The following is a 20,823-nucleotide window of genomic DNA, read 5'->3' as shown; positions in this document are numbered from 1 at the left end:
CTTCGAACGTTTTACTTTCTGCATTAGTGGACATCATAGAAATCACCCGTTTTCTTTTTATTATATATCAAAAAGCCCTCAAAATCACCATTGGTTGGTGATTTAAAGGACTTTGTCTACAGTCTGACAGATCCTTTGAGATCTGTTTTTTTATTTAAGTAATTATTGGACTAATTACTATTCACTATGCATTTAATTGAAAAAGAATTGTTTTGCCTCAAGCAAACTTCTAAATTTATAATCTGCATCAGGTGCGTTTTTTCTTTCATTAGAAAGATCTTTTAACAATTTATGTTTTCCGTGAAAGTCTGGCAGAAAGGTAATATCATCCTCAATTAAAACAGATTTAATACCAGCTTTTTGGGCTGCTTCGATGCCCACAGATGAGTCCTCAAAAACCAAGGCTTGACTCGGACTAAAACCAGACTTTTCACAAGCCCTCAAGAAAATTTCAGGATGCGGTTTACTTTGAGTCACTTCGTCCCCTGCAACAATCGTATTAATTAAATGACTTAACTTTTCAATTTCTAAATAATAATTGATAGTTTGACGGTTACTTGAAGAAGCAATCGTCGCATGTATCTTGTATTGATGCAAATCGTTCAATAGTTCATTTAATCCTTTTTTCTTATAGACTCTCTGTTCCATTGCTAAAATTTCTTTTTTAAAATGATTTATAGAATTACGCCATTCGTCGGTAGGCTTGTCATTTCCATATAAATCTTTCATTTCTTTGCGAATTTCTTTGTCATTACGTCCGGTTAAATAATAATACACACTCGGAGTGACTTCATAATCATGCTTTTCGGCTGCTTTTAAATAGCTACGATAAGCTAGCTGACCCGTTTCAAACATTAACCCATCCATATCAAAAATAAACAATTTAAACTTTTCCAAAATCACTCATACTTTCTTTCTTAAGAGTATTATCTCGTTTTCTGCTATTCATTCTATATGAAAAGATAGTTTGAAGACCCTCATAAATTTCGCACCACCTTGAAATATTTATCTCATTGTTTTTGGTCCTCTATTGCCCTTATGGATTGAACAATCTTTGCAAGAGCTTGATCAGCTTTTTGCCCATTTTCCTCTTTCAAGATTGATTCTGAGATAATAAAGGATCCTCCTACAGCAATCACATGATCATTTGCCAGATATTCCAAATAGTTTTCTAAATTAATCCCACCCGTTGGCAAAAACTGAATATCAAAATAAGGACCACTTAGTGAATTAATTGCCTTAAGACCGCCAGAGATATTTGCTGGGAAAAATTTCACCACATTTATACCAAACTCAGTCGCTCTCTGAATATCATTAGCAGTTGATACTCCAGGAAAGACCGGTATATTTTGCTCAATTCCAAATTTAATGACTGCGGGAATAACTGCTGGTGATACAATAAATTTAGCGCCGTTCTTAACGGCTTCTTTTGCTTGATCAAGTGAACGAACGGTTCCTGCTCCCACAATGAGTTTTCCAGAACGAGCTAATTGGTTGATGGCTTGACCCGTTAAATCACTTCGATAAGTAACTTCTACGACAGGCACATTATTTTTTAAAAGAATTTCTTCTAAAAGATTTAAATAGTCCAAATCCGTAGCTGTATATAAGGGCAATAATTTAACTTTCTCAATCTTATGATATAATTCATGATTGCTATTCACTCGCATCTTAAAATCTCACCTTTTTCTTAAATTATTTACGCGCTAAATCTTTCGAAATTGCTTCGTAAAGTCCTTGCATGTACGTCAAGCCCATTGCTCGATCATATAAGCCGTATCCCGGAATCGCTTCTTCTCCCCACACCATTCTTCCATGATCGGGACGGACTGGCCCATCATAACCAACTTCAATAAGTGCTTTCATGATAGCGTGCATGTCTAATGATCCTTCACTCGATAAGTGAGCAGACTCTTTAAATTTACGTTCTCCTAAATGTTCAACATTACGGAAGTGAACAAAGTTGATTTTATCACCCACTTCTTGAATGATTTCAACAAGATCATTTTCTGGATCTCCACCTAGCGATCCTGTACATAAGGTAATCCCATTATATGGAGAATCTACAATGTTCAAAATTCTCTTAATATCTTCAAGATTCTTAGTAATTCTTGGATAATCAAAAATTTCAAATGGTGGATCATCAGGATGAATAGCCATTTTTACTTTGTATTCTTCGGCCACTGGAATTATTCTTTCTAAGAAATAGGTCAAATTATCAAATAAATCTTCACGTGTTTGTCCTTCATACATTTCTTCAAGCTTTTTAAATTTTTCTAAGCGCTCTTCTTCCCAACCAGATAACCGAAAACCTTTTGATTGACTATGGATCAATTGATACATATCTTTTGGTTCCATGTCTTCGATTACTTTAGCATCAAAGAGAAGAGCTTTACTGCCATCTTCATTCTCATAATTTAAATTAGTCTTGAACCATCCGAAAATAGGTTTAAAACTATAACAAATCATGTTTACTCCACAAGCGGAGAGGTTTTTAATTGTTTCAATGTAATTATTAATGTATTGATCGCGGTCTGCTGTACCTGCTTTAATGGAGTCATGAACAGAGACACTTTCAATCCCTAATAATTTCAAATCTTTTTCTTCAACTGATTCCTTTAAGGCCATTATTTCTGGCTTTTGCCAAACATCGCCTGGTAATTTATCTAATAAAGTTCCTACAACGCCATGCATACCAGGTATCTGTTTTATATAAGCTAAAGGAATTGTATCTTCTTCACCATACCATCTAAATCCCCACTGCACACTACAAAACCCCTTTCTTAAAAGTCGTCGTCGTCATCGTCCACAATCTTCGAAATATGCCAAGTACCTAGGGCTTCTTTTCCTTGATTTTCCACTAATTCTGCTATCTGCTCAATTGGCGTACCTAACAGTTGATGATTAATCGTTTCTAATAGCATCGGCAAGCTGACCCCGCCTATCACGTAAACTGATTTCTGTACACTTTCTTCAAGTTGACTAATCGCCATCAAGGTTTGGTTATAAGGACTAGCGCTAACCAAATCCACTAATACAATCACTCCGTCATTTTGATTGACCGTTTGGATCGCTTCTTTGATCGCTGTTCCTAAATTTTGCACATCTGCCCCAGCTTCAAGTTGTACTGTTTCTATATTATTGACTTGACCCATAATTACTTCAGCCGCATCTTTTAAACCTGCGCTAAATGAACCATGAGTGGCAATTACAATTCCTAACATTTATTATCATCCTCATTTATAGTTTTAAATTACCGTTCCTTATTGTTAAAAAGAGCAATTATCTTATTGATATTTTCCATGTTTAATTCTTTTTGCTTTAGATCTGATCTACTTAAATAGTATTTTTGCACACCATCTATTTCGGCTCTTCGTGCACTGATCAAATAATTATAGTTAAACTTATTATTCATCTCATAAATCATACCGGATTGTTCAGCTTGCTGTTTAGTAAAATCCTTTCCTATTAAATATAATGAAGCATCCGAACCAATACTATCTAGTACATAAATAGAAGCGTTCTTAGCATTTGCTTGTTCCACTAATTGCAGGCCAACAGTTCCATAGACTCCTCGATCATAAAAGACAAAAGCCGTTTTATCGTCCTTAATTTCTTTAATTAATGCTAATAAAGTCAGAATTGAAGAGGTATTCCTTATTAAATTATTTCTTTCAGGAATTCCTCTTGAAATCTTATTTAAAAAATAGAAATAGAAAGCATAGATAACTGCTATGAGTAAAGTTGAAAGTGATAATAATTGAAATTGATTCAAGGCGATTTCTTTATATACTAAGGTCAATCCAAGTCCAAACAAAACCATTAGAATTGAGCTTATTAAGATGAAAATGCTTGTCTTATTTTTAGCTCTTTTCTTATCAAAAAATATATATGAACTTAAGGTCTTAACAGGCGTGTCGTAATGAGCGCAGATGATCCGATCCGCCTGTTCAATATCACCAACATATATATTTTTCAACCGCTCTTTCTTACTTTCACCATATTCGATTACTTGAAGATCGTTTCGCATATCCATGATATCTGCAACGAGTGCAGTGATAAATCGCTCTTTACTCTTTATATTTTTACGAATTTTATATATATATTGATAGCGAAACAACCAGTCTTTCAATCGTTTATTCTCAAGCATTCTCTCATCCGCCTATTCTATACTTTCTAAAAATGATAAATTATAGATCAAAATTCTTTAAAACAGATGGTAAATCTGTTTTTGGTGCAGAAGGGGTCGCTTGAAAATAAATGTTTTCAACCCCGTACTCTTCATTTAACTCTTTTAATTTTAAAGCATTCTCTTTATTCAAATAAACTGATTTGGTGACCTTAAGATCTTTTTCAGGATCTTTCTGAGCAATCCCGCCAATATTTAACTCCTTAACCACAATCCCACGTGTGATCAGCTCGTGCATGACACTAACCGATTTAGTAAGAAGAATACATTCATAATCTTTAAAATTGTACTCTTCCCAGTAATGCAATGCTTTATCAGGCGTAATGACGATCGTTTTTTGACCTGTACGACTACCTGCACTTCGATATAAATCGCGCATAAACTTATCATTAGCAACACTTTCATCAACGACAAAAATCGAATTCACGCCTTCTTTTTGAGAGAGTGTAATCATCACTTGTCCATGAATTAAACGCTCATCGACACGTCCCAAATTAACTTTACCCATTATTATCCCCTTTCTAAAACATTTCTATAGAATTCCAATCGCAGCTAAAACAATTAATATACCTGTTAGATATAGCAAGGCTTGCGTTACTTTTAATCCCTTCTTAGTATAGAACCAATAGATTCCCATCACTACAGCAAGTGGTAAGATGCCCGGTAATATTTGATCCAATAAATCTTGAATAACAAATTCTTTTCCTGATAGATTGAATGCTAATGAAGAACTCACTTTGATATATTGTCCAGCTAAAATTCCCATCATGAATAATCCTAATACAGATAGGGTATCAATAGCTGATTGAACCCCTTCACCTTCCATAATGCTGGAAGCACTACGTCCCATTTCGAATGATTGATGTGCAAAGAATAAACCAATGAGAACCTGATATAAGGCAAAAGTAATGAATGGGAAAATAGCTCCCATTGCACTTCCTTGTTGTGCCCAAGGAATCGCAATCGCAATCAAAATATACTGAATGGTTCCAGAGTCAATGGCATCACCAATCCCAGCTAAGGCTCCCATCAAACCAGCCTTGGTATTATACATCAAGTCATCTTCCATTACGATTTCTTCATTATTATATTCTTCTTGAGCACGTTGTTGTTCCATGGAAGCCATTAAACCAGTTATTACCCCACCACCCCAACTCAGTTGAGTGTTGAAGAATAACAACTGACGTTTATAGGCTGCTTTAAGAGATTTTTCGTCTTTATATAATTTTTTCAGAATCGGCATCATGGCAAATAGTAAGGATGGTGCCAAATAGCGATCAAATGAATGAGGAATCTCGTTCGCAAAGTGCCATCTTAAATAAGATTTTGTGACATCTTTTTTAGTAATTTCTTCCGGTGCCATTTTGGTATTTTTTGTAATTTCTGACATTTTTTTACCTCCTTAAATTCTAGAAACCATCATCGTAATCATCATCACCAAAAGTATCCTTTGCTGTAGATGGCTTATTATTGCCTTTAGCCATAATAAAGATTAAAGCAATGATAATTCCGAAAATTGCATAAGTTACCATTGTAATTTCTAATGGCTTAAAGACAACACTCATGAAATATGCTAGGAAGAAGAATGGCATGTAATCACGACGTCCAATAACATAAACAGTGGTCGCAATACCGATCGCAGCTAAACCGCCACCAACGACATCTAAAATATGAATAAAAATAGTTCCTTCAAGCATATTGATCAAATCTGCAATGACCGGTGCTCCATAATAAAGAGCTATAAAAACTAATGGAACAAATAAAACAAACGAGGCAATAGTAGGAAATAGTATAATTGATCTTGACATAGCACCTTCATCTAATTTTTCGACAGCTCTGTCAGTATATTTTCCTAAAAAAGTATTAATAAAGAATCTAAATTGGTATAAATAACTTCCTAATAGACCGACCGGAACAGCGATAGCGATCGCTGATTCGGGTGACAAATCACCTAGTAATGCAACAGGAACTGCTATGGCCGCTGCTATAGCTGGCTCTGCTGGCATGGTTCCTCCGGGTGAAAAGACACCCATATATATTAATTGCAAAGCTGCGGTCACGATCATCGCTTGGGCTACATCTCCCATTACTAGTCCAGCAACCAGACCTGTCATTAATGGCGAGAAACGTAAAGTTAAGGTAGCCCCTCCTAGAAGCGATCTTGACATTACAGCTGCAACCCAAAGGGCAATCAGTAAACTTTGTAGTATCGTTAATGTTTCCATATATTCTCATGTCCTCCTATTTCTGTATATAGTCTTCTAAATCAATAATGGCTTTAAATAAACGATCTTTTGTAATTTGAACAGGTATCAAATGGACCTTTTCGAGGGAATCAATAAATTCTACCATTTTATTTAAAGTATCTTCATTTTCTGGGTAAAGGCCCATTTGATGGAGTGAAACTGGCAATTTCAATTCCTTGTAAAAAGGCATTAATTTATCGATTTCTTCCCATCTTTGTTCAAGAGCCATTTGATAAAATATGCCGTATGCTACTTTTTCGCCATGTAAGAATTTTTGACTCGCAGGAATATATTTCCCTAAGGCATCGTGCATAGCATGAGCAGCAGCGTTACGAGCAAATTTATCACCAAGTCCACCCACTAAACCTGCAACTCCAAATATTATTTCAGATAAGTATTTAAAACTGTGTGTTACCTCTTGGTTTTCCATATCTTTTATAGCTTGAGCAGAATGTTCAATAATCACCTCGCTTGATAGTTTTGCAGTATAGCCGCCTAGTTTTAAAAAAGGATCATTTTGTAAATGTTCTTGCTTTAAAATGGATTCACACTCATACCATTTTGCGATGGTATCCGCTAAACCTGCAATGAAATATTTTACTGGTGCATCAATGACTAACTCTGGATCTGTGATTAAAAATGCAGCTTGTCTCAAATAATGTTCCGTTTTACCTTCCGACTCTCCGGTCTCTTTATACATGACAGACAGCGGCGTCCAAGGTGCACAATTGCTAGCAAGTGTCGGAATGATTCCGAAAGGAACATTCGCTAAATGCGCTGAGTAACCCACCAAATCAGCCAGAGACCCACCTCCAACACCAATTATAAAACTTATTCCTTCCTTTTCAACTTTATCTGCAATGGTTTGAGCTCCAACATAACTACAAACACCTGTATATTGATGGTAATAAAACTCAAAACGCTCATCGTCTAAAAAATTTATTTTTGCTTTGGCTTTTTGCCATGAAATGGTTCCATGTACAATCAGAACTCTTTCAGCTGAATACTCTGTTAATACTTCAGGCACTGTATCTATTGCATTAACATTGTAACGATATACTTGTGGTCCTACTTTTACTGTTAAATTATTAAACACAGTTAAACATCTCCTATATTAATTGATGTAGGAACTATCCTTTTGAACCGAACGAATAGGTAATTTTCCCTCAACAATCCTTTCAACATCTTGCACACATTTTTCTCCCATATCTTGCAGGCAATCCATAGTATAGGCAGCAGTATGCGGTGTCATTACAACATTATCAAATACTAAGTATGGGTGGTCAGCACCCCCTGGTTCCTTTTCTAATACATCTGTAGCATATCCCGCTACTTTTCCAGATTGCAATCCTTGAATCAAGGCTTCTTCATCGACTAAAGCACCGCGTGCACTATTTGAAATATAGACCTTATCTTTCATTTTTCTTATTTCATTTGTGGCGATCATATGATAATTTTTTTCCGTTAAGTTTGCACAAAGGCAGATAACATCAGATGATTCAAGTAATTCATCAAGTTCTACTTTTTTAGCTCCAAAATTATTAATATGTCTCTTTGATTTATAAGGATCATAAGCGAGAACCTCACACCGAAAACCATTTCTAAGTATTTCTACTACACCACTGCCCGTATTTCCAACACCAATAACGCCTGCTGTCTTATTGAATAAAGTTCTACCAACTAAACTAGCCCTTTCAGTCCATCTCCCCTCTCTAACTTTAGCATTGGCTTCAGTCGTCCGCCGTAATACAGCTAATAAGTTACTCACATTATTTTCCGCTACAGCGTCTCTTTCAACAAGAGCAGGAATAATTGAAACAATCGTATGGTGCTCTCTTGCAGCTTCAATGTCTACATTGTTATAACCGATTCCATGGCGACTAATTAATAGTAACTCATCTTTATTCTCAAAAAACTCTTTAGTAAAGAATGGCGTTACACTCGCTATAATAATATTATATCCCTTCAATTTTTCTGCCAATTTTTTACCCTGAATATTTTGATCGACATTAAAATGATCAACCGGTCCCACTTTTTCAAGTCTCTTTAAATGGTCTGGAAAAATTTTTCCAAAACTACTCGAATTGACAATCGCTATTTTAAAATTTGCCACTGAAAAATCTCCTTTCATATTCCTGAATAATCAGCCAATTTAAAATGACATCTAAATGTTTATTATTTATTAACCGCTTTCATTTTACGAAAAAAAATTTTCTATGTCAAATCATTTTACAAAAAAAGATTTTTTTGGTAACTTTAGTTATATCAAAGATCAAATTGATTCTTAAAGAATTAAACCGTTGCATAAAATAAGGGGGTAGTACTATTAAACAATCCATCCAATTATTAATTAAAAAATTGTATCGAGAAATGAGCTCAACTGAACAAACAATTGCTGACTATATTATTAAAAACAAAACCAAAATTGGCCACCAAACAATTAGTGAAATAGCAAATAATCTTGGTGTTGCTGACTCTACTATATTCCAGTTCACCAAAAAATTAGGTTTTAGTGGGTTTAAAGAATTTAAAATCGCTTTACTGATTCACTCCAATGAATTTAGCAGCGAAGATATCCACGAAAACATTTCAAAAGATGATACTGAGTTTTCGATTGCAAAAAAAGTTTTTAAATCCAATATTTCTACTTTGACTCTGACTCAAGAATTATTAACTGAAGAAGACTTTACTCGTGCGGTCTCTATTTTAAATACCTCACGACGGATGTTTTTATTTGGTATTGGTGGTTCCGAAATCATTGCAGCAGATGGTCACCATAAATTTCTAAGATCCTCAATGGATGTTTTTCACAATGCCGATTATCATGTCCAATTGATGGAAGCGACTCGCCTAACAGAAAATGATTGTGCCCTCATCATCTCTCACACTGGACAATCCCGTGAAATCATTGAAATTACAAAAATTATTAGAGAAAGTAAGGCGAAAATTATAGCTATTACAAGTTATCCCAGCTCTAAGCTTGCAAAATTAGCCGATGTTTCTTTAATTTCTGTTTCATCCGAAGCAGAGTATCGTACAGAAGCCTTAGCCTCTAGAATTTCACAACTGAGTATCATTGATTCACTTTACATCGCCTATCAATTTCAAAACCAAGATCGGTCTGCCCAATCTCTTTCCAAAATTCGAAAGGTCATTTCAAAATTTAATGAACCACAGAATGAATCTTGATTTTTATTTTCAAAAGACTAGCTACATTTGGTAGCTAGTCTTTCCTTAAATTTTTAATGAGTATTTTGTTGCCTTATTATTTAAATAAATAATTGTCATCTGAAAGGACTCCTATTCCAGACAAGAAATATTTAAGAATATTATAAATTTAGTTTTGCTAACATTTTTAAAAATAAAAATTGAAGCGTTTTCTTTGAATTATAGACCTATTTACTATAAAATTAGAATTAGTAAAAATAAAATATGAGAGGATGGTTTAAATGAAAAATGTTGATAAAATAGCTTTTATTCTTTTAATTATTGGTGGTATTAACTGGTTATTAGTAGGTTTATTTGAATTCGATTTAGTTGCTACTATATTTGGAGGTTCTACAACCTTATTAGCTAAAATTGTTTATGTATTAGTTGGAATTAGCGCATTGTATTCTATAAAACTTTTTGGTCCAATTTTAAATAATAATTCTACAAATAATATACATTAAAATATCATTCCTAGTTAAGAAAGATATTATATAAGGACCTGCTAAGTTCCTGTCGGAATTTAGCGGGTCTTTTATCTTTTTGCTAGTCTTTCACTTGTTGTTTTAAATTAACAGTTAGTAACGCATAAATCTTGAACGAAAGTTTTTTAAGTCAACTTAAAATGTTGAATTTTTTAAGCAACACCCCCTGTAGTAAAAATACATCCGATAATTTTTTAGATTCTAACGATTTCCTAATTAAATTTCTTTCTTATTTTTTACTATACTCTATAAATCGAATCTCTATCAATTACATTCATCTAAATTAGATCGGTTGCTTTTAAAAAATTAAAAATAGTCGTTATAGATATATTGATTCGCTTTTCATTTACTCCGATTTGTTCAAACATACTACTAAACGGAGTTAGTCTTATCCAATAAACTTATATCTTATCAAAATACCTTTAAGATCCTATTCCCTATTAAGATAGATAATTATAAACCCCTCTCAAAATTCTGAGAGGGGTTTTCGTTCGTCAGATGAAGTTTCAAATTTTTAATAATTTAAACTCACTTTAAATCTTCTCATTCCTTCAACTAACTTTTGTTTAGGACAACCAATATTTAATCTTAGAAAATTTTTACCATTACCTCCATAAACGCTGCCATCCATGATGGCTACCTTTCCTATATTTACTAGTCGATGCTGAATTTCATCCATTGATAAATAATAGTTTGAAGTATCGATCCACATTAAGTAAGTAGATTCAGATGGAACTACATACATTTCAGGAAAATTTTCTTTAATAAATTCACTAATAAATTTTATGTTTAAATCTAAATAATGATTGAGTTCATCGACCCATTGAGAATTATTATTATATGCACTAATTGTAGCTTCCATTCCTAAGATACTGGCTGAGCTTACCCCATCTTGTTCCTTCAAACGTAAACTAAACCTCTCTATATCATTTTTATTCGATAAAATTACGTAAGAATAAATTAATCCAGGAAAATTAAAAGTTTTAGAGCCTGAACTGACTAGAGCAACATTGTCTTTGGCCAATTTAATAATCGGTTTGTGTTGAACACCATTGCGCAATATATCCATATGTATTTCATCTGAAATAATATAAACGTTATATTTTTTACATAGACTCACGATTTGACTTAACTCTTCTTCCGTCCATACACGCCCTGTGGGGTTGTGCGGAGAACATAATAAGAGAATTTTATTTTCATCATCAGCTAATTTTACTTCCAAATCTTTAAAGTCAATCGAATAATACCCATCTGTATAATTTAAAGGATTTTCAACAATCTTTCGCTGATTTGCCTTAATTGTTTTAAAAAAGGCATCATAGACGGGTGTTTGAATAATTACACCTTCATTGATATTTGAGTGCATATCAATTAACTTCGATATAGAGTACATTACAGAAGGGCTGTATAGTATCTCTCGATTTTCTAAATGAGTTTGAAAGCGTTGACTAAACCACTTTCGAACAGAGTCTTTAAAATAGGAGTGGTTCCATCGTGTATAGCCAAATATCCCATGATCCAATCTTTTTCTTAAACTATCTCGGACATTTTCAGGCACTTGAAAATCGGTGTCTGAAATTGAAAAAGGTAATAGATCCGGATGTCCAAATCTATCTTCTATATAGTCCCATTGGGTACTATATGTTCCTTTGCGAATTTTTACCTTATCAAAATCCATGGCTAACTCCTTATCGTGATATTACAGATTTTTTTCAATATCTTGTCTCAGCGATTCTACATGTGTACCAATTATTACTTGTACGTTATTATTGTCTAATTTAATCACACCCAGTGCGCCTAAATCTTCTAATTTCTGTGAATCAACATTTTCTGAATTTTTAACGGACAAACGCAAACGAGTAACACAATTACTGATAGAGTTAATATTTTCAGATCCACCTAATGAATGAATCATTTCTTTTACATTATAATCTAAATTATTTGATTCATAATTCAATTCTTCTGTAGTATAATTTGTTCCTTTGACACGCGGAGAGCGACGACCTGGTGTGGCTAAATCTTTTTTAAGTATGATCATTTTGAAGAAGAAATAGTAAATTGCAAACCAAATCAAACCAACAAATATTACCATCCACCACCGAGTTTGTGTTCCTTGAAGAACGCCGAATATAATAAAATCGAATAAGCTTCCATCAGTATTACCAATGACAACACCTAAGACAGACATCGCTAGAAATCCTGCTCCTGTCATAATCACATGAAAAATCCATAAGAGTGGGCTAATGAATAAAAATAAGAATTCAAGCGGTTCGGTTATACCTGTAATTGCTGTAGCCACAACCCCTGAAATCAACAGACCTTTTACTCGATTTCTATTTTCGGGTAGAGCCGTATGATACATTGCTAACGCCGCTCCCGGTAAACCAAACATGAAGGTCGGCATCTTCCCCTGAGATAAGAAAGCTGTAGCTTCTCCTGAAATTTGTAAGCCAGATTCTAATTGCGCAAAGAAAATATTTAAGGCTCCAGAAATAGTCTCACCATTGATTATTTGCGTTCCACCTGCATCTGTAAATCGAATCATTGCGACTAGGATGTGGTGCAGACCAAAAGGCAATAATAATCTTTCAGAGGCTCCAAATAAAAACGGTCCAAAAACACCAGCACTACCAATCACCTTACCAATACCTTGAATAAAAGATGCAAAAAATGGCCAGAAAATCGGAAGAATTAAACCAACGATTGCCATAACCAAAGAAGTAATGATTGGTACAAACCTCGTGCCTGAGAAGAAAGCAAAAGCATCCGGTAATTTTGTCTTATAAAATTTAGTATGTAGTCTCCAAACAATAATACCGGAAATAATACCGCCTAAGACCCCCATTTGTAACGATTGAATACCTAAAATCATTCCTTGACCTGCTTCAGACATCATTTCTGAATTTGCAAGAGAAGCTGTTTCACCCAAATAAAAGTTGATTGATATATTCATGATAATATACCCAACCACTCCTGAAAATGCAGCAATGCCTTTTTCCTCACGTGCTAATCCTAAAGGGATGGCGATTGCAAATAGCAAAGGAAGATATGAAAAAGCAAATGCTCCGATTGTTGTTATAAATCGAAATAATACTTGCAGAAGATTATTATCTAAAAAAGGCAATGTTTCAATGGTAGCTTGACTTGTAAAAGCACTACCCAATCCCAACAATAAACCCATAAATGCTAACAAGGCTACGGGTAGCATGAAAGTTCTACCCAACCCTTGCAGAAATTCCATCATTCTGCCTGTTTTATTATGATTAGACATTATTTTTCCTCCGTTTCATTTAATACATTCATATTATCAGAATGCAAATGCTTACAAAAGTGTTGTCAATGGAATGTAAGGTCTTACATTTTATTGTGAGAGGATTCAGTCAAATATAGTTTTGAATAGATATCCAATATATAATCAATAATAATTAACATTGGTACACGGGAAGACATATCAATTTTTCCAATATAATTTGGTTTCGAGACTGCTATAATTGTATTTTTAGTTATTTTTTCTAAAGTAGAGTTTTTTGTCCCAACAATTGAAAGGACAGGTGTACGATTCGAAACTAAATTTTTAGCATAGTTTAAAATTCCTTTTGTTTCACCACTTAGACTGATTAAAATGGCTAGATCATTCGGATTTAAGTTTTTGCTAATAATTTCCAATTCATCCCAATCAATTCTGGCAGCTGCTTTTTTATTAAGAGTTAATAATTTGTAACTAAGATCGTTACCAGCGCTTGTGCTAGCTCCCATTGAAATTATTTCAATTGAATTAGCTTGATGGATCATATTTGCGGCTGTAATAATTCGTTCTCTATCAATGTGTTTAAATACATTTTCAATTTCCTCGTGAAGATGCTTTTTATATAACAATTCATTTGCTTCTTTTCTTTTAATATCAAACATATAATCATTAGTTTCAATAGTTTGATTGACAAAGAATTTGAACTCTCTATAACCTTCGAAGCCTAGCTTTTTGGTGGTTCTTGAAATAGAGGCTGTTGAAACATAAAGTTCTTGAGCAATATCTTCGATTGATAAATCATTGATTACTTGTAAATTATCTAATAGAAATTCAAGAATCTTATTCTCTAACTCGCTTAGTTCTCCACTTCGCTTTACTAACTGATTTTTAAAGTTTTTCATTTTTACTCCTTCTCGTTGTCTTATCAAAGGGAATATTTTGATCATGTATTTAAATAAATCATCTTTACAAATTACATAGTAAGGAAATTGATCCTACTTTATAGCAATATCACCAATTTTTGTAAGGAAAATTACTTATGATATCCCCTGATATCCATAAGAAAGAGACCCCTTATCTGTAAGTTTGTAAAAACTAAAATTCCTTCCACTTACAAGAGGTCCCTCAAAAGCTTTTACTAAATTAATCAATTAAAGAAAATTTTTAATGGTCTACTATTTTCTAAACGAATCTTTATTAATTTTAGTTGCACCAATGCTAAACTAGAAAAACCTATTAGTAGATGGAAAATCAATAGTCTTGGCATATATAGTGGCAATACAATAAAAAATAGACAATTCATTAGAAAGATGAAAATGCTTAATATTAGCTCATATTGCAAAAATAAAAGCGTTTTGGCTAATAATTGTTTTAAATTGCCCTCCACGAATAGTGATAAAGGAAAGATAATTATTATTATCAATAAAAAATTCGAAAATAGAAATAATAATAGGAAAGTCATAAATGTGAGTCGATTTATAACCATAATATTGATAAGACTAATTAGCATTAGAAGAAATATAAAACTAAAAGCAAATAATTTTGTTCCTTTTTTAAAATACGCTTTAAAAGAATGAATATAGACATCAATTACTTGTGCAAAATTATCTTTTGCTAAACCTTTAACAGAGGCATATAGGGCGATATGCGCTGCTCCGATTGTGACAATTGGCAAAAGAGAAAGAATAAAAAGAAGATTAAGAATAACTAAATTTGAAATCAACATGAACAGTTGATAAATTTTCGTTTTGAACCATACTTCTTCTTTCATATTTTTCCTCTTTTCATCTATTACTATAGATTGGTTTAGTCTTTCAATCGCTCCATGTTTCCTTGTATTTTTTGATTAAAGACTTTAACGATATCTTCCCAGCCATGTTCTCGTCTAAACTTCTTGAAATCAGCAATCTTTTGGTCGAATGTTTCTTTATCTTCTGATCGAATAGCACTTATGATTGTGGTCGTAAACTCATCATTAATGGCAGTAAGGTTTCTTGCTTCCACTGTACCGTGATCGGGATCGATTCCATCTATTTCAAATTTTGGAACCAACTTCCCTTTCCCCCATTCTTGGAAGGGTAGTATCGCTTTGACCCAACCAATATCTTCAGGGTCTTGATATTTCACAGCATTCCCATTGTCGTGGCCAAAGAATGGAATTTCTCCGATACGCGTCTTCTCTTTAAAGGCATCTAAGTCATCATTTTTCATTTTTTGGTACTTATCGTTTAAGTGGTAATAACCTACCTCGTCTTCATAAAACGACTCATCTTTAACACCAAAATTAACGGTAACGGCTCCCTCTTCACTAATCATATAAGTGAAGAACTGAATTGATTTGGCTGGATCCTTATTTTCTTTGGTAATATAAGTTGTTGTATAGCCGGATAACCCGCCTTGCGATAAAGCAGGCCCGTCATATTTGTCGCTTTGGAAAGCATCAACAGGTTTATAGGCAGATTCTGGAGCTTTATCCATTAGTCCCTGGAAAGAGGGCTGGTAAGCATGTGTCCCTTGCACAAACATTGCTGCATATTTGCCTATTTTTATCTTTTCTAAAACGGTATCGTAATCGTCAGCAAAACTATCATCACTGATAAAGCCATTTTTATGCGCTTCTCTTAAAACATCAATCCATTTCAAGTATTCTTCGTCCATATTCCGATCATAATAATTATTTTCTTCATCAACCCATGGCACACCAATCATGTCCTGAAGTGCACCTCCTATCGATCCTAAATGATTTTTCATTTCACCAAAACCAAGAGGAATTAACTCTGGAAACTTTTGATTGATTTTTTCTAATGATCGCTCAAATTCCGAAGGCGTAGTGAAGTCTAAATCTGGTATTTCTTTAAGCACGTCTCCTCTAACCACAAAAGCATTATGAGAAGGAATAACACCACTGAGTAAATCCTCTTCAGTATTTGAGAAACTTGCGTAACCATAGGTATTTCCATCATCCATTTTGTACCATTTGAGAGTATCTTCAGACGTTACTTCAAAGAAATAAGGATCATATTTTTCAGCTAATTTATTCAAAGGTAAAGACCACTTCTGTGCACTTTTAGATAGTTTTGACTTTCCTCCATCATACAATGAAATAATGTCAGGGATATTATCACTAGCGAAAAAGGTATTTAATGCCTGCTCGTCACCTGCTATGATTTCAATATCTAAATTTAAATCCTCTTTAATCTTTCGCGTGACAATGTCTTCTCCCCAAGGACTATCATTAAATCCAGCATTTTCAATAAACCATGTTAACTTGGTTGGCTCTTCTTTTGTATCTAACTTCCAAGCTGGAGTCTTTTCATCTATTTCATACCGACCATTTAGATCAGGTAGACTCTCAAGATCATTTGAATCCTTTTGTGCTTGATTACCACAAGCTGCCAATACTAGACTGGTTACACAGAGTATAGTCATTGATATCAACTTTTTCATTTTTATTCCTCCAATTTATAAGGCACTAAACTGACTCCATTAGACAACAACTTGTTTTTGTACTTTAAGTATCACCTTGCTCATTACAAATACTACTTATTTAAATTTTTTTAAGTTTATTACTCTTTAATCGATCCTGACATCGCTCCCGAAATAAAATACTTCTGGAATAAAGGATAAATGATTACTATCGGTAGAGCTGTAATGACAATCGTTGCCAATTGAACCCCTTTCGTTGTCGTAGCAGCCGCGTCAAAGCTAAAATCCTTTAAAGACCGCGTTTGCGAATTGACAATTATTTCATATAATTTCATTTGTAAAGGGTATAATTCTTCTCGTGAAATATATAATTTGGCTGTAAAGAAGTCATTCCATTGATAGACAGCATGCCACATTCCAATTGTAGCTAAGGCAGGTTTTGAAAGAGGAAGATAAATTTTAGAAAAAATCTGCCAATGACTCGCTCCATCTAACATGGCAGACTCTTCAAGAGAAGCTGGTATATCGCGATAGAAATTCATAAGAATAATCGCCGCATAATAGGTAAACATGGATGGAATTATATAGACCCAAAAGGAATCCAGTAAACCTAAGCTACGAATCAATAGATAAGTCGGTACCAAGCCACCTGAAAAGAACATTGTTCCTATTCCGATTGATTTATAAATACTTTTTCCTTTTAAATAGTGTTTACTAAGAGGATAAGCAAATAGTGCGGTAAAGAACACGTGAGTGAACATTCCAATAATCGTTTTTAAGATAGATATTATAAACGCTCGGAAAATCGTCTCGTCTTTTAGGACCGCTCGATAATTATTGAGGGTTAGTTCTTGAGGAAATAAGATATAATTTCCTTTAGCTATTACCTCACTTGTTGCAAAGGATGATGCAACAACATTCCAAACGGGAACCGCAATAATAATGGTGAATAATATCAATAAAATAGAGTTGAAAAAAGAAAAAAGATAGTCATCATGGAAATATTTTTTTATCGTTTTCATTCATCTTCTCCTTATAAAATAGATTGCCCATCATTTAACTTTTTGGTTACATAATTTCCTATCAAGAGTAGAATGAGTGAGATAACCGAAACCCCTAAACCGACTGCTGTTGCATAAGAAAAATCACCTTGAACAACTCCCATCTTATAAACATAGGAATTAATAACTTCGGCTTTTGAACGATTTTGAGAATTCATGAGTACTAAAGTTTGATCCAAATTTGAACCTAATAATCCACTAATCGTAAACAAAAAATTCAAGCTAATAATATTTTTTATACCTGGTAAAGTGATATATCTAATTTGAAGAAGCCGATTTGCCCCATCTATCTTAGCTGCTTCATAAAGATTCGGATCAATTCTAGCCATAGCCGCTAAATACAAGATCGTTCCCCAACCAGAGCTTTTCCATATATCTGATAAAACAGCTATCAACCAATACTTATCCGGATCTAGTAACCAGTTTGGATGATTATGAGTAATATTTAAACTTGTTAAGATTTGATTAAGCAAGCCATTCGTTGAAAGCCAACTAATCAACATTCCTCCTAAAATAATCCAAGAAAGAAAATGTGGCAAGTAAGTGATTGTTTGGATCACTTTTTTAAATTTCATATTAACCACTTCATAGATCATGATCGCTAATATAATCGGAATAACAAAACCAATAGCCAACTTCAAAAGGCTGATCCCTAATGTGTTTTGGACTGCATCCCAGAAGATAGGGTCATTAAGAATAATTTTGAAATTTTCTAAGCCTACCCACTCCGCAGAGGAAAAAGAATCCATCACGGTATAGTGTTTAAAAGCAATTAACAAACCATATATAGGTATATAACAAAAAATTAACATATATATAAGACCTGGAAGAAGCATTACTTGTAGTGGAAATTGTAACCTAAATTTTTTAAAAGTTTTTTTAAATTGAGTCATAAATTTATCTCCTAAGAAGTTTTGATAGTGTTAAACATTCTCATGATTGATATTTGATAACGCTATTCAATAAATTGATGGATTGAATGTGGAAATTTTACTATAATATTAAATTTAAAAAAACGCTTACACTAAATTAAAAAAATTATAACATATTTTTGTATAATATGCTCTCTTTTTTATTAGACTTATCTTCATTATTTTACTCTTAGGTAGAAGTTACGGAACTTCGAATATATACTATAAATTTCAAAATGTTGAAAAGCAAATGAATGAATGGTAAATTCTAATTCACCGATTTCATACTAGTCGTAACTCATTCAGCGTGAGGTAATATCCATACATATAAATAGTTAAAAAATATTTAATGTAATTCTAAGTAATCCAAATTATCTCATATATAAAAGCAGTAACTTAAAAAATTAAAAAAATTTTTAAACCTTTTTTAATGTTATTCATACCAAACGATTTAATTAATCATTATCAATTTTCTAAAAAAACTGGGAGTAACTGAATTTTCTTTAAAATTCATATGAATGATAGTACAATAAATTTATCAATTACAATTGATTATAAAGTATGATTTATTCAAATAATCAGGAGATGATTTAATATGTATGATCAGAGCGACCGTAATTTTCATTGTGATCACTGCCATAAAATAATCGAAACAGGTGAAATGTGTTGGACTAAATGGGCATTCCCACCTAGCCATCTTAAGGCTCAAGTAAAACCTCGAAAAGAATTTGAATGGAAAAACGCTCCGATTCTTTGTAGCCAGTGTTCAGATAAAGAACTGGATCTTTCTAAATTTTAAATTTACTTTTGCTAAAAACACTATTAAAAGTATTAACTCAAAGAATGAATGAAAGATTTTAAAATATTTTCTTTGCATCAACCATTTTTATTTAGGAGGTTGACCCATGAAAAAGAGAAATTTTACAAAAAATTCTATAAAGATGTAACCTTCTTTAAATTTCTTTTTTAAGTGCTTTTTACTACCCTCGTCTATTCTATCTATGACTATAATGAAACTTTTCATAAAATGATTTTGTTTTTTATGATAGGATTATTAGCTTAACCTTCTATAGGGCACTCTTTAAAAGTTGAACCCTAAAAATATATTCTAAAAAAACTTGAAATCTAATTTCAAGTCTTTAATAATTCTAAACTGATTACTAGGCTTTTCTTTGTGTTTTTAAGTCAACGGTAAGCAATTCGCAATTCTCGCAAACATATGCTTCTGTTTTAGGCCGACTAAATAAAGAAGATTCATCTTTTAAAGCAAAGCCCCCTCTAGCAAAAATACCTCCAACTAACTTTTTATCGGCAGGTTGCCATTTAATCGCATAACGGTCCCCTAGTAAACTTCCTTTTAACATTTCATTGCCACACTTTGGACATTGCATTTTATCATCTCCTTTTGAAAAAATTATAACATACCTGTTCCATCTGATTAAATAATAAAGTAGTCTCCAAAAGTTAAAAAAGAACTTCAACACTCAAAAATAGAAATGTTGAAGTTCTCTAATTATTGAATCAAAATTTTATTCACCAATAATTGTCACTGTGTACTTTCGAGTTCGCTCTCTTGTTCGATCAAAGTCAACAAAATAAACATACCCAGTGATCCCAACTGACAACTCATTCTTCCTAACCACTAAAGACTCACTTGAGCCAATGATTGAAGCTTTGATATGGGCATCAGCATTCCACAAGTTGGAACGATCCCCTCCGGGTAACCATTTTTCTAAATCGGGCCAGGATTCAATTTCGCAGTAATGTTCTTCACCTGGATAGCGATATCGGTCTGCACGATCATGATTAGGCACTATTTTTTGCAGACATTCATCCATATCTAGCAAGAGAAATTCGGTTCCATTTTCATCCCTATCGTGTGTGAATTCTTCAAAGAAGACGGAACAGGTGGTGTGACTGGTTGAAACGATACAAATTCCATTTTGCACACCACTTAAGTGGATTGTCTCTTTGACTTCTTTAGTGATATCGACGAAAGTCACTTGGTCTGCTTTAGTATCTACTTGATAATCTTTTATAAAGACAGTCAT

General features: G+C 33.3%; 22 protein-coding genes. 3 read left to right on the top strand and 19 right to left on the bottom strand.

All coding sequences use genetic code 11. The features are described from left to right. Nucleotides 1–192 precede the first annotated feature (192 nt). The 10 genes from HF969_RS08235 to HF969_RS08190 form a co-directional block, all read right to left on the bottom strand. Nucleotides 193–897 carry an HAD family hydrolase gene (locus HF969_RS08235; RefSeq protein ID WP_090290309.1) on the bottom strand — a complete coding sequence of 235 codons (705 nt, stop codon included), beginning with the start codon at nt 895–897 and terminating at the stop codon, nt 193–195. A 113-nt stretch (nt 898–1,010) separates the two neighbouring features. Beyond that, a complete protein-coding gene (locus HF969_RS08230; RefSeq protein ID WP_090290305.1) occupies nt 1,011–1,670 on the bottom strand; it encodes a bifunctional 4-hydroxy-2-oxoglutarate aldolase/2-dehydro-3-deoxy-phosphogluconate aldolase in 660 nt (219 codons plus the stop codon). A 25-nt stretch (nt 1,671–1,695) separates the two neighbouring features. Next, complete coding sequence (gene uxuA / locus HF969_RS08225) at nt 1,696–2,766, bottom strand: mannonate dehydratase (protein ID WP_090290304.1); 1,071 nt, start codon at nt 2,764–2,766, stop codon at nt 1,696–1,698. 17 nt (nt 2,767–2,783) lie between these two features. Further along, on the bottom strand, nt 2,784–3,224 hold the full coding sequence (locus HF969_RS08220) for a PTS sugar transporter subunit IIA (RefSeq protein WP_090290303.1): 441 nt from the start codon (nt 3,222–3,224) through the stop codon (nt 2,784–2,786). A gap of 29 nt (nt 3,225–3,253) precedes the next feature. Then, complete coding sequence (locus HF969_RS08215; protein WP_090290302.1) at nt 3,254–4,150, bottom strand: hypothetical protein; 897 nt, start codon at nt 4,148–4,150, stop codon at nt 3,254–3,256. A gap of 40 nt (nt 4,151–4,190) precedes the next feature. Continuing rightward, on the bottom strand, nt 4,191–4,697 hold the full coding sequence (locus HF969_RS08210) for a PTS sugar transporter subunit IIB (protein WP_090290301.1): 507 nt from the start codon (nt 4,695–4,697) through the stop codon (nt 4,191–4,193). A 24-nt stretch (nt 4,698–4,721) separates the two neighbouring features. Further along, nucleotides 4,722–5,579: a PTS system mannose/fructose/sorbose family transporter subunit IID gene (locus tag HF969_RS08205; RefSeq protein WP_090290300.1), complete on the bottom strand. Its 858-nt coding sequence runs from the start codon at nt 5,577–5,579 to the stop codon at nt 4,722–4,724. A gap of 19 nt (nt 5,580–5,598) precedes the next feature. Next, nucleotides 5,599–6,414 carry a PTS mannose/fructose/sorbose/N-acetylgalactosamine transporter subunit IIC gene (locus tag HF969_RS08200; RefSeq protein WP_090290299.1) on the bottom strand — a complete coding sequence of 272 codons (816 nt, stop codon included), beginning with the start codon at nt 6,412–6,414 and terminating at the stop codon, nt 5,599–5,601. Nucleotides 6,415–6,430: 16 nt separating this feature from the next. Beyond that, on the bottom strand, nt 6,431–7,531 hold the full coding sequence (locus tag HF969_RS08195; protein WP_090290298.1) for an iron-containing alcohol dehydrogenase family protein: 1,101 nt from the start codon (nt 7,529–7,531) through the stop codon (nt 6,431–6,433). 18 nt (nt 7,532–7,549) lie between these two features. After that, a complete protein-coding gene (locus HF969_RS08190) occupies nt 7,550–8,548 on the bottom strand; it encodes a D-isomer specific 2-hydroxyacid dehydrogenase family protein (RefSeq protein ID WP_090290297.1) in 999 nt (332 codons plus the stop codon). Between the two features lie 212 nt (nt 8,549–8,760). On the opposite strand from HF969_RS08190, the gene HF969_RS08185 reads away from it, so the two are divergent. Next, nucleotides 8,761–9,624: a MurR/RpiR family transcriptional regulator gene (locus HF969_RS08185; protein ID WP_090290296.1), complete on the top strand. Its 864-nt coding sequence runs from the start codon at nt 8,761–8,763 to the stop codon at nt 9,622–9,624. A 260-nt stretch (nt 9,625–9,884) separates the two neighbouring features. Beyond that, nucleotides 9,885–10,106, top strand: a complete 222-nt coding sequence (locus HF969_RS08180) for a DUF378 domain-containing protein (protein ID WP_090290295.1) — start codon at nt 9,885–9,887, stop codon at nt 10,104–10,106. A gap of 535 nt (nt 10,107–10,641) precedes the next feature. Here HF969_RS08180 and HF969_RS08175 read toward each other — a convergent pair. From HF969_RS08175 to HF969_RS08145, 7 genes are all read right to left on the bottom strand, one after another. Next, the gene (locus HF969_RS08175) at nt 10,642–11,805 is read right to left on the bottom strand and encodes a MalY/PatB family protein (RefSeq protein WP_090290294.1); all 1,164 of its coding nucleotides are present in this window, start codon (nt 11,803–11,805) and stop codon (nt 10,642–10,644) included. Between the two features lie 21 nt (nt 11,806–11,826). Further along, complete coding sequence (gene malX, locus HF969_RS08170; RefSeq protein WP_090290293.1) at nt 11,827–13,398, bottom strand: maltose/glucose-specific PTS transporter subunit IIBC; 1,572 nt, start codon at nt 13,396–13,398, stop codon at nt 11,827–11,829. An 83-nt stretch (nt 13,399–13,481) separates the two neighbouring features. After that, the gene (locus HF969_RS08165) at nt 13,482–14,276 is read right to left on the bottom strand and encodes a MurR/RpiR family transcriptional regulator (protein WP_168427193.1); all 795 of its coding nucleotides are present in this window, start codon (nt 14,274–14,276) and stop codon (nt 13,482–13,484) included. 245 nt (nt 14,277–14,521) lie between these two features. Further along, nucleotides 14,522–15,145, bottom strand: a complete 624-nt coding sequence (locus HF969_RS08160) for a DUF624 domain-containing protein (RefSeq protein WP_090290291.1) — start codon at nt 15,143–15,145, stop codon at nt 14,522–14,524. A 35-nt stretch (nt 15,146–15,180) separates the two neighbouring features. Beyond that, nucleotides 15,181–16,821, bottom strand: a complete 1,641-nt coding sequence (locus tag HF969_RS08155; RefSeq protein WP_090290290.1) for a type 2 periplasmic-binding domain-containing protein — start codon at nt 16,819–16,821, stop codon at nt 15,181–15,183. A 119-nt stretch (nt 16,822–16,940) separates the two neighbouring features. Further along, on the bottom strand, nt 16,941–17,822 hold the full coding sequence (locus tag HF969_RS08150) for a carbohydrate ABC transporter permease (protein WP_090290289.1): 882 nt from the start codon (nt 17,820–17,822) through the stop codon (nt 16,941–16,943). A gap of 11 nt (nt 17,823–17,833) precedes the next feature. Further along, complete coding sequence (locus tag HF969_RS08145) at nt 17,834–18,754, bottom strand: ABC transporter permease (protein WP_090290288.1); 921 nt, start codon at nt 18,752–18,754, stop codon at nt 17,834–17,836. A gap of 613 nt (nt 18,755–19,367) precedes the next feature. On the opposite strand from HF969_RS08145, the gene HF969_RS08140 reads away from it, so the two are divergent. Beyond that, nucleotides 19,368–19,571, top strand: coding sequence for a hypothetical protein (locus HF969_RS08140; RefSeq protein WP_090290287.1), 204 nt, complete (start codon nt 19,368–19,370; stop codon nt 19,569–19,571). Between the two features lie 361 nt (nt 19,572–19,932). On the opposite strand, the gene HF969_RS08135 is transcribed toward HF969_RS08140, so the two are convergent. Then, nucleotides 19,933–20,163 carry a PF20097 family protein gene (locus HF969_RS08135; RefSeq protein WP_090290286.1) on the bottom strand — a complete coding sequence of 77 codons (231 nt, stop codon included), beginning with the start codon at nt 20,161–20,163 and terminating at the stop codon, nt 19,933–19,935. Between the two features lie 138 nt (nt 20,164–20,301). Next, complete coding sequence (locus tag HF969_RS08130) at nt 20,302–20,823, bottom strand: YjbQ family protein (RefSeq protein ID WP_090290285.1); 522 nt, start codon at nt 20,821–20,823, stop codon at nt 20,302–20,304.

It is taken from the genome of Facklamia miroungae, from assembly GCF_012396555.1.
GTDB classification, from domain to species: Bacteria; Bacillota; Bacilli; order Lactobacillales; family Aerococcaceae; genus Facklamia; species Facklamia miroungae.
Note: the sequence above shows the minus strand (reverse complement) of the source record. Positions and strands in the feature narration are given on the sequence as shown.